12 protein-coding genes and 1 tRNA gene are annotated in these 12,420 nt (G+C 65.9%); 4 read left to right on the top strand and 9 right to left on the bottom strand.

Going from position 1 to position 12,420, the window contains the following annotated elements:
• Positions 1-264 precede the first annotated feature (264 nt).
• The 5 genes from JOE57_RS09600 to JOE57_RS09580 are packed head-to-tail and all read right to left on the bottom strand — an operon-like array spanning position 265 to position 6,317.
• Complete coding sequence (locus tag JOE57_RS09600) at positions 265-1,065, bottom strand: tyrosine-protein phosphatase (RefSeq protein WP_204917480.1); 801 nt, start codon at positions 1,063-1,065, stop codon at positions 265-267.
• A 60-nt stretch (positions 1,066-1,125) separates the two neighbouring features.
• Positions 1,126-2,244 (bottom strand): hypothetical protein, encoded by a 1,119-nt coding sequence (locus JOE57_RS09595; protein WP_204917479.1) that lies wholly within the window; start codon positions 2,242-2,244, stop codon positions 1,126-1,128.
• Positions 2,241-3,638, bottom strand: coding sequence for a glycosyltransferase family 87 protein (locus tag JOE57_RS09590; RefSeq protein ID WP_204917478.1), 1,398 nt, complete (start codon positions 3,636-3,638; stop codon positions 2,241-2,243). Before JOE57_RS09590 ends, JOE57_RS09595 begins: the two co-directional genes overlap by 4 nt.
• Positions 3,638-5,905, bottom strand: coding sequence for a transglycosylase domain-containing protein (locus tag JOE57_RS09585; RefSeq protein WP_204917477.1), 2,268 nt, complete (start codon positions 5,903-5,905; stop codon positions 3,638-3,640). Before JOE57_RS09585 ends, JOE57_RS09590 begins: the two co-directional genes overlap by 1 nt.
• Positions 5,898-6,317, bottom strand: a complete 420-nt coding sequence (locus JOE57_RS09580; RefSeq protein ID WP_204917476.1) for a DUF5318 family protein — start codon at positions 6,315-6,317, stop codon at positions 5,898-5,900. The genes JOE57_RS09585 and JOE57_RS09580 overlap by 8 nt, the downstream gene beginning before the upstream one ends.
• Before the next feature lie 285 nt (positions 6,318-6,602).
• Between JOE57_RS09580 and JOE57_RS09575 the strand changes: the two genes are divergently transcribed.
• Positions 6,603-6,675: transfer RNA gene (locus JOE57_RS09575), tRNA-Ala, on the top strand.
• 246 nt (positions 6,676-6,921) lie between these two features.
• Here JOE57_RS09575 and JOE57_RS09570 read toward each other — a convergent pair.
• Complete coding sequence (locus JOE57_RS09570) at positions 6,922-8,652, bottom strand: DNA/RNA helicase domain-containing protein (protein WP_338041241.1); 1,731 nt, start codon at positions 8,650-8,652, stop codon at positions 6,922-6,924.
• Between the two features lie 252 nt (positions 8,653-8,904).
• Between JOE57_RS09570 and JOE57_RS09565 the strand changes: the two genes are divergently transcribed.
• Positions 8,905-9,273, top strand: a complete 369-nt coding sequence (locus tag JOE57_RS09565; RefSeq protein ID WP_239578907.1) for a nucleotide pyrophosphohydrolase — start codon at positions 8,905-8,907, stop codon at positions 9,271-9,273.
• 19 nt (positions 9,274-9,292) lie between these two features.
• On the opposite strand, the gene JOE57_RS09560 is transcribed toward JOE57_RS09565, so the two are convergent.
• The gene (locus tag JOE57_RS09560) at positions 9,293-10,474 is read right to left on the bottom strand and encodes an acyltransferase family protein (RefSeq protein ID WP_204917475.1); all 1,182 of its coding nucleotides are present in this window, start codon (positions 10,472-10,474) and stop codon (positions 9,293-9,295) included.
• Positions 10,475-10,512: 38 nt separating this feature from the next.
• Here JOE57_RS09560 and JOE57_RS09555 point away from each other — a divergent pair, with 38 nt between their 5' ends.
• Positions 10,513-10,722, top strand: a complete 210-nt coding sequence (locus JOE57_RS09555; RefSeq protein ID WP_204917474.1) for a hypothetical protein — start codon at positions 10,513-10,515, stop codon at positions 10,720-10,722.
• 33 nt (positions 10,723-10,755) lie between these two features.
• Here JOE57_RS09555 and JOE57_RS09550 read toward each other — a convergent pair whose 3' ends face one another.
• A complete protein-coding gene (locus JOE57_RS09550) occupies positions 10,756-10,893 on the bottom strand; it encodes a DLW-39 family protein (protein ID WP_204917473.1) in 138 nt (45 codons plus the stop codon).
• 31 nt (positions 10,894-10,924) lie between these two features.
• Between JOE57_RS09550 and JOE57_RS09545 the strand changes: the two genes are divergently transcribed.
• Entirely contained in the window at positions 10,925-11,557 is a 633-nt protein-coding gene (locus JOE57_RS09545; RefSeq protein ID WP_204917472.1) for a hypothetical protein, read from the top strand.
• An 18-nt stretch (positions 11,558-11,575) separates the two neighbouring features.
• Here JOE57_RS09545 and JOE57_RS09540 read toward each other — a convergent pair whose 3' ends face one another.
• A complete protein-coding gene (locus tag JOE57_RS09540) occupies positions 11,576-12,403 on the bottom strand; it encodes a phytanoyl-CoA dioxygenase family protein (RefSeq protein WP_204917471.1) in 828 nt (275 codons plus the stop codon).
• Positions 12,404-12,420 lie beyond the last annotated feature (17 nt).

Raw genomic sequence — 12,420 nt, 5'->3', positions numbered from 1 at the left:
GGCCCCTGCGGCCCATATCCCGGCTCGTACCCTGCGCTTGTCGAAGGGCCCTGCTGCCCATAACCCGGCTCGTACCCTGAGCCTGTCGAAGGGCCCTGCGGTCCGTACCCTGAGCCCGTCGAAGGGCCCTGCGGCCCATACCCAGGCTGGCCGCCGAGAGGGTAACCACACCGCGGGCAGCTCACGAACCCTGCGCCCAGCGGCAGCTGGCAGTTGGGGCAGCTGCTCGGCCCACCCCAGTTGGGCATCCCCCCGGTCGTCATCTCAGCCTCGGAGCTTCGTGTGCAGCTGCTCGGTGTCCTCGTCGGTCCAGCCGAGCCGCTCGAGCAACGCGATCACACCGCCGTACTCGGTGTCCACGTACTCGAGGAAAGCGGCCATGGTCTCCGGATGGGTGATGTGCGACGAGAGCGGTCGGTCCCGCAGGTTGTCGGCATAGGTTCTGGTGGCCATCAGCCGGTCGACGATCGCCTCGATGCGCTCCGAGCTGGCCGCATAGTCGGCGACCACGGCCTCCGGGTCGGCACCGGCGACGCTGAGGGCCAAGGCGACCACCGTCCCGGTTCGGTCCTTTCCCGCGGCACAGTGGACCAGGGCGGCACCGGTGGCACCGCTGATGCTGCGGAGCGCGGCCACGATCGAGTCCGGCCGGTCGACCAGATAGGACAGGTAGTGCGAGGCGAAGACGTTGTCGACCTGCACGCTCGGTCTCAGGTCGACCCACGGCAGCGCCTCCGCCGGCAGCACCTCGGGTGCGGTGTCGGGCTTGGGTTCGCCGATGCCGGCGGCCTTCTCCCTGAACAGCGAGTGGTGGTGGATCCGTACGTCGTCCTGCTGGGTCATCGGACCCGGTCCTTCGGAGATGACCTCATAGTTGCTGCGCAGGTCGATGACATCGGTGAGGCCGATCGAGCGCAGCTGCTCGATGTCGGCCTCGGTCAGAGCCTGCAGGTTGTCCGACCGCAGCAGCCGACCGGAGGCGATCCGGTCACCGTCGGTGGTCGGCATGCCGCCGACGTCGCGGAGGTTGACGAGGCCCTCGAGCTGGATCCAGGTGGCGCGCACACCGCCATTCTAGGGAGACCGCCGACGGACCAGCTCGGGCCCGGGTGGCATCCGCAACGGTCAGCTGGCCCAACGTTGGGTGAAGAACAGCCAGCACCACACCAGCATCAGGCCGATACTGGCGGCGAACAGCAGCACGACCACGACCCGGTGGGTGACCCGGAGCCACCGCCAGCGCGGCTGCCAGGTCCCCCACTGCGCCAGCATCATCCAGAGCGGGAACCACAGCAGGATCGCCCGGTTGACCGAGAAGAACCAGTAGGACAGCGAGAACGCGAGCACCTGGACCCCGACCCAGCTCGCCTCGGCCCACATCCGTCGGGTCAGGCACCAGAGGGTCACCACCAGCCCGAGAGCCATCGAGACCATCTCGCCGCGGAAGACCCAGTGCACCTCGGGCCGGTCAGGGTACATGTCGATCTGCATGGCCGGAATGGTGTGGGCGAACGAGTCCCACGGCCAGGTGAACCCCCGGACCCAGCCGGTGGACTGGGCGGTGAACCAGGCGGTCCAGCTGCCGGTGAGGCTGTACAGGTAGCCGATGTAGCCGAACAGCACCGCCGCCGGGATCAGCAGCAGCGCGGACCGTCGGAGCCGGGCCGACCAGCTGGTTCGCGGCGTCGTGAGGATCATCACGAACAGCGCCCCGATCAGGAACAGGCCGGAGACGCGGAGGGTGCAGGCCAGTGCCGTCAGCACCACGGCGGGCAGCCAGCGACCCGCGTGGGCCCGTTCCCAGGCCCAGAACGCTGCGGCGCAGAACAGCGACTCGGTGTACGGGACGGTGGTGAACACCGCGGTGGGAGCGAACAGCCAGGCGATCGCGCCCCACGGTCCGGCCAGCCGGTTCAGCGCGGCGGCGGCCAACGCCGACCCGACCAGGGCCAGCATCACCCCGGTCACGACGTAGGGGACCTTCAGCCAGAGGCCCAGCGCGAGCAGCGCCGGCAGGCCGGGGAAGAAGGCCATCCGCTTCGGGTCGTCGAGGTAGCCCTTCTCGGCCAGGGCGCCGTAGTGCAGGGCGTCCCAGTGATTGGCCAGCTCGAACGGGTCCGCGTGCCTGAGCAGCGCCAGGAGCAGCGCCATCAGCACGATCAGCCCACGGCTGGCCAGCCAGGCCTGGGCCACCATCCGGCCGGACCGGGGATCGGAGGTACGCCGCCGCACCCGGGCGCTCATACTGTCACTCGAGCGCGCAACCGCAGCAGCCAGGCAGCGTCCTCGGTGCGGTCGAGTACGCCGCCGGTCGGGTCGTCGATGCCCGGGGCGCGGACGATGTCGTGCTCGGGCCGGAGGATGTCGCGGACCACGATGGCCGCGACCCAGCCCTGGGTAGCCAGCCGAACCAGCACACTGAACCAATAGAGCTTGTCCGGTCCGCTGTCCCCCGGCGTCAGCTGACCGCCCAGGTGCCACCAGATGGCGCCGAAGTAGATCAGCTCTCCGGCGGAGAAGATCAGCCATTCCCGCCACTTGGGTCGTGCCAGGATCAGCAGCGGCAGCAGCCACAGCACGTACTGCGGCGAGTAGACCTTGTTGGTCATCAGGAAGACAGCGACCACCAGGAACGCGACCGGACCGAACCGGGGGCGGCGCGGGGCGAACATGATCAACAGGCCGATCGCTAGGCAGCCGCCGATGAGGATCAGCGCGTTGACCAGGTTGAGCTGAGGCACCTGGTGGCCGGCCAGCGACAGGACGTACCAGATCGAGCCGAGATCGCCACTGCGGTCGGAGTTGAAGGTCCAGAAGCTCATCCATTCCCGCGGCGCGAGCAGCAGGACGGGGAGGTTGGTGACGCCCCAGGTGATCACGAAGGCGCCGAGCAGCGAGGCGAAGGCGGTCATCCGGCGACTGCGCAGGCAGAGCAGCAGCAGAGGGCCGAGCAGCAGCGCCGGGTACAGCTTGGCGGCCATCCCCAGCCCGAGCAGGATGCCTGCTGCTGCCGGCTGTCGGCGGGCCCAGAACATGCAGCCGAGGGCGGTCAGGGCCACCGGCAGCAGGTCCCAGTTGATCAGGGCCGTGGCCGCGACACACGGTGACGCGGCCAGCATCATCGCGTCCCAGGGGCGGTGCGGGACCGTACGGACCTGGGCCCAGACGGTGATCAGGAGCAGCGCCGCCAGCAGCACGGCATTGACGTAGAAGAAGGTGAGGGCGGCGGCGTTCTGCGATGCCTCACTCAGGCCGATCCCGGTGGGCGCACCCAGGGCGACGGTGATCAGCCGTTCGAACTCCAGGAAGTACCCCGTCAGCACCGGGTATTCCAGTACCGGGTAGTTGCCGGTGTCCAGGTAGGGGGTGTTGCCCTGCGCCAGTCCCCTGCCGACGTAGAGCAACGGGATGTCGGTGTAGCACATCCACTTGAACTGGTCGACGCCGGCGACCCGGCACGGCAGCTTCTGCAGGAAGCCCAGCAGGTAGACCAGCAGCGCGACCAGCAGCGCGACCCTGCCCGGGTTCCACCAGGACCGACCCTCGGCTGCGTGTCGTCCGATGGGCCCCCCCAGCAACGGGCTCACCGTCCGGACGAAGCCGTCCGACACCGACGGGGCATCGGTGCCGGACTGCATCAGCCGCTGCCCTGCGCGTTGGAGGTCGTCTGTTTCGTCTTCGGCTTCGTGGTTGTGGTCGGGGCACTCGTGGTCTGCGGCGCCGTCGTCTTCGTTGTCGGTGCCTTGGTGGGAGCCTGGGTGGTGGGCGCCTGGGTGGTCGGCGCCTGGGTGGTCGGCTGGCTCGTCTTGGTCTGGGTCGGCGTGCTGGTCGCAGTCTTGGTCGGCGCTTGGGTGGTCGGCTGGGTCTGCTGAGTACGGGTGGGCTGCGGCTTGGGCACGACCACCTTGTCGCGGTTCACGTACGCCGGCGGGTCGAACTGCTTGACCGGCATCCCCTCAGTCGCCTTGGCCATGAAGTCGACCCAGGTGAGGGCGGGATAGGTACCGCCGAAGAACGTGCTGTCGCCGGGGCGGGCGTACTTGTCCAGGTCCTCGTTGCCGGAGTCGCCGGCGACGTACATCACCGCCGTCGAGATCTGCTTGGTGTAGGCGACGAACCAGGCCGAGGTGATGTCGTTGTTGACGCCGTTGGTGCCGGTCTTGCCGGCCACCGGGCGGTTCAGCGTCTGGACGCTGCGGCCGGTGCCCTGCTCGACGACATTGGACAGGGCAAAGGTGACGTCGCGGGAGATGTCCTTGCTGACGGCGCGCTTCTCGACCACCTTCGGCTTGTAGATCACCCGGCCCTTGGCGTCGCGGACCTCGCGGACCACGTGCGCCGGGACGGTGACGCCGTCGTTGGCGAGGCTGGCGTAGGCGTTGGCCTGGTTGAGCGGGCTGACCTCGGCCGAGCCGAGCGCGATGCGGGAGTTCTCGTCCCAGCCCGGACCGCCCTTGGGCCGGACCGCGCCCAACGCCTGAGCCATCTTGACGATCTTCTTCGGGCCGTTGTCCATCTGGGTGGTCATGTCCACGAAGGCGGTGTTGATCGAGTCATAGGTGGCCTTGATCAGGTTGACCGGGCCGTACTGGTAGGAGAACTCGTTGCGGATCGGCACCCCGTCACCCTGGGGCGTGAAGGTGTTGCCGTTGAACCTGGACAGCAGGCTGAAGCCGCTCTTGAGTCCCGCGGCCAGGGCGAACGCCTTGAACGTCGAGGCGGCCGGTCGCGGGGTAGTGGCCCAGTTGCGGGAGTTCTTGATGTAGTCGGGGCCACCGTAGAGGGCCAGCACCTCGCCGGTGCCGACCTCGACCGAGGCGATCGCCGCGTGCAGGTTGGAGGACTTCTTGCCGGCCGCCTTGGCCGCCTGCTTGGTGTATTTCTTCGCCGACTTCTCGGCCGCCTTCTGCGACGACTTGTCGAAGGTGGTGATCACCTTCAGGCCGCCGCCGCTGATCTCGCCCTGGTCGAGCCCGGCGTTGATCAGCTCCCGCTCGACCATCTTGAGCAGGAAGCCCTTGGAGCCGCCGTAGCGCTCGTTGATCGAGACCTTGGGAAACTTGGGCAGTTTCTCGGCGTACTTCTGCGCCTCGGCCGGGGTGATGGCCTTGGTCTCGGCCATCGAGTTGATCACGTAGCGGTAGCGCTCGAGCAGGCGAGGGGTGTTCGCATCGTCCACGGCCGGGTCGAAATAGCTCGGGTTGTTGAGCACACTGGTCAGTACGGCGGCCTGCGGGACGGTCAGGTCCTTGGCGTCGATGTCGAAGTAGGCCTGGCTGGCCGCCTGGACACCGTAGGCACCACGACCGAAGTAAATGGTGTTGAGGTAGTCCTCGAGGATCTTCTCCTTCGGGACCGTGCGACCGACCTTGGCCGCGATCAGCAGCTCCTTGAACTTGCGGGTGATCGTCTGGTCCTGGCTCAGGTACATGATCTTGATGTACTGCTGGGTGATCGTCGATCCGCCCTGCAGGGTGCCACCGCGGGCGATCCGCCAGGCGGCCCGGATCATCCCGCTGATGGAGAAGCCGGGATCGGTCCAGAAGGTCCGGTTCTCGGCCGAGACGACCGCCTGCTTAATGCTGTCCGGCATCTCCTTCAGCGGGATGCTCTGCCGGTTCTGGATCGCGAAGCTGCCCAACTGGGATTTGCCGTCGCCGTAGTAGACGAAGGTGGTGTTGGTCGTGAAGTCCTTGTTGGCATCGGGAGTGCTGGTGGTGCGGTAGCCGATCACGACGACGGCGGCGCCGGCCACCAGGCAGAGCGCGGCCAGGATCGCGACGGACTTGAAGATCCGCCCGGCCCACTTTCGGCCGCGCGTCACCGGTTTTTTGCGCTTCTTGCCCGACTGTCTGGAACCCTTCGCTGACACGCCTCGTGACGTGGTGCTGTCGGGCTTAGCCATAAATGTCCTCAACTGTCTGTTGCCTGCGCGGAGGCTTCCGCTTGACGCCGTCACCCAGCAGGTACGACATGATCATGTGGTTCCAACCGCACGGTGGGCAGACCTCGACGACGACCACCTTGAACTCGCCGAACTCGTGCGCCATCTGCTCCAGCTCGGCGACCCGCTTGATCCGGCCGGAGTATTGCCCGAGCTGGTCGCCGAAGGTGTAATGCAGCAGGGTCAGCTCAGTCGAGTCACAGACCGGGCAAACGGCGTCCGTCGGCTCGCCGTGATGCTTGGCTGCGCGGATCAGCATCGGGTCCGCGTCGCAGGCGTCCAGCCGTGCGAGATTGCGACCAGGACGCCGCAGCGCCTCCAGGGTGGACCGACGCTGCAGCGCGTAATCGATGACTTCCCGCTGCGACCACATGAGGACTAGGTTACGTGGCGAGGCCAGGGTGATGCCATTTCAGCCCCTCCCCCGCCTTTCAAACGCGCCCTGAGCCCCCCTCTCTCCGCGCCCTGAGCTTGTCGAAGGGCCGCACCCGCGCCCTGAGCCCGTCGAAGGGTGGACCGGTACGCGCCCTGAGCTTGTCGAAGGGTGCACCCTGAGCCCCTCTCCGTGCCCTGAGCTTGTCGAAGGGCCACCCCAACCACCGACCTTTTGTGCCGGAGCCAACCAATGACGTATTGTGTGACGTCGGCTCACGCCGATGGGGGCATGGCGCAATTGGTAGCGCACCTGCTTTGCAAGCAGGGGGTTAGGGGTTCGAGTCCCCTTGCCTCCACCCAGACCCAATCCACGCTCAACGTCTGACAGTGGGATTGCGGTGGCCCACGTTCACGATCCAATGGTTTCGAATTGCCCCGCGTGTGGCCGCAAGAACTGCGTTGCCAACGCGTCGCCATCTGGCTGTGGAAACCAAACCGCGACCGTGGTGCCGATGCCTCACGGCTGCCCTGCCGGACGCCGCTGCGGTCACTGCCCTGGCCGCGGCATGCCCCACGATCCCAGAATTCAATAACCCAAGTGCTTAGCCGAGAATCAATCTGCGCAAAGCGGACCTCGTTTGAGCATCCGTGGAATACACGACGGTTCCGACCATTCCGCGGGTGAGCAGCACTTTGTAGACATTCCGGACCAAGGCGTCGAAGTGGTCGTCGCTAACGGCGGCCTTATTGCGGAAATCAGGGTCGCGGTTCTCCGACCGGACACTAACGAAGCGGCCATCACGCCAGACCAGGTCTGGGCCAAGTATGACCCCGTTCCAGTCGTATTCGAACCCCTGCGCGGTGTACACACAGCCGACCTGGTTGATGCCATTCGGGTCCATGGACCAGAGCGCAGCCGGCGGAGCCCCTCCAACCGGTCGGTCCCCCTTGAGATTCCAGGGCCTAGCCCAACGTCCGACGTGAACATCCGGGACGAGGGTTCCATCCGGTCGAGGGTCGCTCCATGGCCAGCAATACCCGGCCGTCATGCGAGCCGTGTAAACACCGTCGGCCGCCTGCAATCGGATCGTGTGCTCGAGCTCCTCGGCTGAGTCAGCGACAAGGAGGTTGAAACGGTCATTCTGCTGCCATGGCTGCGGCGCACCTGCAGTCAAACCGAGGAGGCGCTCGACCCACTCGACGTATGCCAGGCTGCCACCACACCGATATTGCTCACCGAGCGAGACCTCGTGGACTCGCAATCCTTCACTCTTGGCGTATGCCCTGATTGACGCTGTTGAGCCCATTTCCCCAGGTCGCACGATCTGGTTGTCGTCAAGAAGGAAGACAGGAACACGGGCGGCGGCGATCAATTCGTCGACTTGCGGTCGCCCGGTGCGAAATTGTGCTTTTGTATATCGGTTGACGGAGGTCTCACGAATTCGATGTGCCTCATCGAGGATGAGGACGTCGAGTCCATTCCGGTCCGCCTCCATGAATGAGTTGAAGTACTTGAAGAGTTTCTGCACCCGCGGAGTGCGATGGCCAGCCACTTTGCGTAACGTCTGAGTGAAGGACCGGGATCCGGTTGCGTGGAGGACTGAGCGCCCCTCTCTTGCCAACTCACCCAATAGGGACAAGGCAATCACGCTCTTGCCGCTGCCTGGGCCACCCTTCACTATGACCACAGACTTGTTGTCCGCTTTGTGAGCCTGGGCCACTTCGTGCCTGACGATGTCCACCGCAAGCTGTTGATCGCTCTGAAGTACGAAATGCTCTCGCCTCTGGACTTCGTCTGCAGCCACGGCCAGCAACTGGCGGGACGGGCCAACTGCTGAATTCAAGAGTTGGTCGGCAGCAGGAGCACCCGAGTAGCGTGGATCAAGCCGGCTTCGCAGGAAGCTGTGAAGCCTCGCGCGGTCCGCCGCCGTGAACAATCGGCCATATTGATCGGGGGGGACCAAGTAGAGGTCGCTGATTTGATCGTCGCTCACAACATTGTGAAGATAAGCGCAACCTGCGACATCTTCCCCGTCGCCAGAGAGACACCGTGTGAAGTCGACCAAGTACTCACAGTAGCCTCGCACTTGGCGCACCGGATGAAGCCTCGGGCCACCCGGCATTCCGTTGACACTGACGAGGCCCTGCTCACCTTCCCACAAGTGCGCCGAAGTCCACTGCTTAAGTTCGATGATGACGTACGAAGACCGCCCCGTGACCGGATGGCGCCCCGCGAGGAGTACGTCGGCCCGCTGCGAAGTCAGTGGAAGCTGAAACTCAAGGATGACCTCGACACTGCCGAGGCCCGCGTCCATCAACTCGCGTGCGATCACCGGGATACTCCGCTCCCACGATCGCACTTCTGAAGGCGCTGTCCGACGCCCCGTCTGAAAGAGCATCTGCTCAAACAGACGTGTCGCGACCGAGTCTAAAGAACCCGCGAGCGAGTTCGCGGAATAACGCAACGTCAACAGAGGGACCCCAGCACAGCACGAAACTCGTGCGGGTGGGGGCGTATTGAGCACCAGTATCGGACGGGTGCGCCCGTCGGGCCGCAACCAAATGCTATACGGCATGCTGGACGCATGTCCGACTTCCACTCGCTTCAGGATGAGATTCGTGACTTCATCGCGGAGCGGGACTGGTCCCGATTCCATGATCCGAAGTCGGTCATCCTCGCTCTGGTTGGTGAAGTGGGAGAACTCAGCGAACTGTTCCAATGGCTTCCAGCCCATGAGGCCGCCCGCCGGGCGCGAGACGAGCCCCTTCGTGGCCATGTCGCTGAAGAGCTGGCGGATGTGTTCACGTATCTCCTGGTCCTAGCCGATGCACTGGACGTCGACCTGATTGAGGCTGCCGACCAGAAGCTGCACAAGACCCGACAGCGTTACCCGACGGACACATCCCGAGGAATCGCCCCGAGCAGGGTGGATTCTGGAGGACATCGAGACTGAGGTCGTGGTCAGCGGTCGCTCAGCGCATGGCCTTTCCGACCTTCGGTGATCCGGTCCCCAGCAATAACCTGACGCCGGGCACCTTCCCCGACAGATGCCCGATGCCGAACGCCAGGACGATGCCCAGCACCGTCACCACCCCGAACTTGACGAACGCGGGCAACTCAAGCCCCTCGATCGCGACCTGCAGTCCGATGACGATCCACAGATGCAGGATGTACGCCGCATAGCTGGCCGTCGCCAACGCGGCCAGCAGCCGACTGGGTTTATGGAACACCTGGCGGAACAGCACGACCAGTCCGACGCTGAGGCCCGCGCAGATGAACGCCTCCAGCGTGCTCCGCAGTAGGGAGCGAGCGTCGACGCCGCCCGTGGCCAGGACATCGTCCCAGCGACCGAATGCCTGCACGGCCACCATGACCAACGTCGCCAGCAAGCCGACGGCCAACCAGATCGCGCCGACCATGGTCGGTATCCGGCGAAACCAATCGCCTCGGTACGCGGCGATGCCCAGCACGAACAGGCTCACGTACTGCGGGAGTTTCGCGACTTCCGCGGCCAGCACCCCGAACAGCGGCACCCATTCGTCCACCGAATACCACCAGCGGACCACCCAGGTGACCGCCGCCAGTCCGACCGCGAATACCAGGATGGCCGGATGCCCGGGCGGTCGCCACCTCCGAGGAACTCGGTCGACCCGGTCGGACACTCGCCGCCACGCCACGTACACAGCCGAGTACAGCAGGAGATGCCCGAGAAACCACAGGTGGAGATAGACGCCGAACCAGCCGCCGGCATACAGCGAACGGACGAACTCACCCAGCGGAGGTTGCGACTCGATCAGATAGAAGACGGGCACGTGCACCACCAGGGCGAAGAAGGCCAGCGGCACCCCGATACGCATCCAGCGGTCCCGGAGGAACCGCCCAGGCCCCTTCCGGTCGTACGAACGGGGGACGAAGTACCCGGCGACCAGGAACAGCAGACCGAGACCGACCGCGGCGTTGACGGTGTAGAAGGGACGGAACCAGTCACTGGTGGATCGGTCGGTCAGCGGCCAAGTACCACCGGTCGGACCGTACGCCTGGGCGGCGTGATGAGCGATCACCATGGCAATGATCGCGACCCGCAACACGTCCAGGAACACCAGCCGGCCCAGGGACGGCGCCGGCTCCCTCTCTCGTATCTGCTGCCCGGCCATCCGGCTCCTGTTGATGTCGAGTGAGAAAGGATCCTTTGATGTATGAGGCCCTGCTGGTCGCCGGCCTGCTGGTCGCGGCGGTCGGCATCTATATCGTCATTGACGCCACCCGCAAACAGCCGAGGTTCCTGACGTACTACGTCAAGATCAGGGCCAACCGAGGGCTGGCCAGCTTCTACGGCGGACTAGTAGCCACCATCGGGCTCACGATGGCGTTCTTCGCCGTTCTCAACCTGGTCCTCGGCTGACCCGCCGACAACACGACCTGTCGCCGACCAGCGTCAGCCCGTGCTGGCCACGCGGTCGGTGGCCTCCGACCACAGGTCGGCTTCCGCCAGGGCCTTGCGGTTTCGGCGCCGTACGATGACGGCCAGCCCGCCGGCGACGGCGGCAACGGTGACGAACGTCTTGAGTTTCACCTGTCCACTCTATGTGGGTAGGTTCGGCCTCATGTACCGGCGACTGGCCTTCGTCCTCAGTTGTCTGCTGCTCTGCGCGCCGGCCGCGTGTTCGGGCAGGGACAGCGCCGGACAGCGGAGCCAGAGCCCGGCTCCAACCGCGACCAGCTCCGCCTCATCGCCAGCCGGCACATCGGCGCCGAGCGCCACGCCCACCCCGACGCCGACCCCCACCTCCCGGCAGAGCCGGCAGACCGAGGCACCCGAGGAGTTCGGCTTCGACGACGTGGCCCAGTTCGACGACGGGATGTCGATCGAGATCGCCTTCACCCTGGTCGACAAGGCCAAGCCCACCGACAAAGGCACCGAGGCGACCAACGGCCAGATCGTCGTCGTGGTGGTGCAGCTCAACAACCAGACCAAGGACTCCTACGACCCGTCCGACTCCCGCATCACCTGCAGCTATGGCGCCGACGGCACACCCGCCAGGGTCGTCGTCGACAAGACCGGCGAGCTGCAGACCGGCTTCCACCGCCCGATCAAGGCGGGCGAGCAGGCCACCGCCCAGTTGGGGTTCGCCATCCCGGCAGCGGACGCGGGACACATCATGGTCGACGTCGACCTCAACGACGCCGTGCATGACCCCGTCCGCTTCACCGGCGAAGCCCAGCAGAGCACGGGCTGAGCCGGACCCTCGTCCGTCTCAGTGGAAGGTGCCCTGGACTCCGCTTTCCTCGTCGCCACAGGGACCACCCCAGGCGGTGCTCTCCCGCGTCACCGGGTTGCCGTCGAAGTCGTACATGTGCGGCAGGTACCAGCCACCGATGTGGGTTGCACTGACCGGCAGATAGTGGCTGATGAAGGAGCGGCGCCAGTCGGAGTCGGTGCTGTTGGGCGCCGAGCCGTGGATCACGCTGCCGGTGAAGAACAGTACGTCACCCGGGGCGAGGTCGAGGCCGACCGGTTCGTGCCCGGCCGGCGGGGCGACGAACTCGTCCACGAAGCTCTGGCTCAGATCGGCATGATCGGGGCACTCGAGGTCCATGTTCTGGGTCCCGGGGCAGACCTGTAGCCCGCCGTTGTCCGGGTAGGACCGGTCCACGGCCAGCCAGGCGGCGACACAGGTGGTCGGCTGCACCAACAGGTAGTAGTTGTCCTGGTGGAACGCCTGGCCGCGGGCGCCCGGCGGCTTGAAATAGAACATCGTCTGACAGCCGATCACGTCCTCGCCCATCAGCTGCTGCAGGACCGCGCGGACCCGCGGATCGAGCAGCAGATCCATGCTGGCCGGGTCGAACTCGTGCGGATGCATCACCCGCGGAAAGCGGCCGAGCACGTCGGAGCTGTCCAGCGACGGCTGCCAGTGGCCCGGGATCGGTTCTGCGGCGGCGGCCAAGGCGTCGAAACGCTCGGCACACGCCCGCACCTCCGTGGGGCCGAACAGGCCGCGGACGACGTGGTAGCCGTCACGCTCCCAGCCGGCCAGCTCGGCCTCGGTCAGCGCCGTTGTCTCTGCAGCGAGGTTGGTCACGGGCCCCATTATTGTTT

Origin of the sequence: Microlunatus panaciterrae (genome assembly GCF_016907535.1) — a bacterium.
In the GTDB taxonomy this organism is placed as follows: Bacteria; Actinomycetota; Actinomycetes; order Propionibacteriales; family Propionibacteriaceae; genus Microlunatus; species Microlunatus panaciterrae.
This window is presented reverse-complemented; position numbering and strand designations above follow the sequence as displayed.

What these genes read in the sequence shown, in the direction of transcription:
- JOE57_RS09560 (WP_204917475.1), bottom strand. Translation starts at nt 10,474, where the DNA reads ATGGCCGGGCAGCAGATACGAGAGAGGGAGCCGGCGCCGTCCCTGGGC.
- JOE57_RS09580 (WP_204917476.1), bottom strand. Translation starts at nt 6,317, where the DNA reads ATGTGGTCGCAGCGGGAAGTCATCGATTACGCGCTGCAGCGTCGGTCC.
- JOE57_RS09565 (WP_239578907.1), top strand. Translation starts at nt 8,905, where the DNA reads ATGTCCGACTTCCACTCGCTTCAGGATGAGATTCGTGACTTCATCGCG.
- JOE57_RS09585 (WP_204917477.1), bottom strand. Translation starts at nt 5,905, where the DNA reads ATGGCTAAGCCCGACAGCACCACGTCACGAGGCGTGTCAGCGAAGGGT.
- JOE57_RS09590 (WP_204917478.1), bottom strand. Translation starts at nt 3,638, where the DNA reads ATGCAGTCCGGCACCGATGCCCCGTCGGTGTCGGACGGCTTCGTCCGG.
- JOE57_RS09595 (WP_204917479.1), bottom strand. Translation starts at nt 2,244, where the DNA reads ATGAGCGCCCGGGTGCGGCGGCGTACCTCCGATCCCCGGTCCGGCCGG.
- JOE57_RS09555 (WP_204917474.1), top strand. Translation starts at nt 10,513, where the DNA reads ATGTATGAGGCCCTGCTGGTCGCCGGCCTGCTGGTCGCGGCGGTCGGC.
- JOE57_RS09545 (WP_204917472.1), top strand. Translation starts at nt 10,925, where the DNA reads ATGTACCGGCGACTGGCCTTCGTCCTCAGTTGTCTGCTGCTCTGCGCG.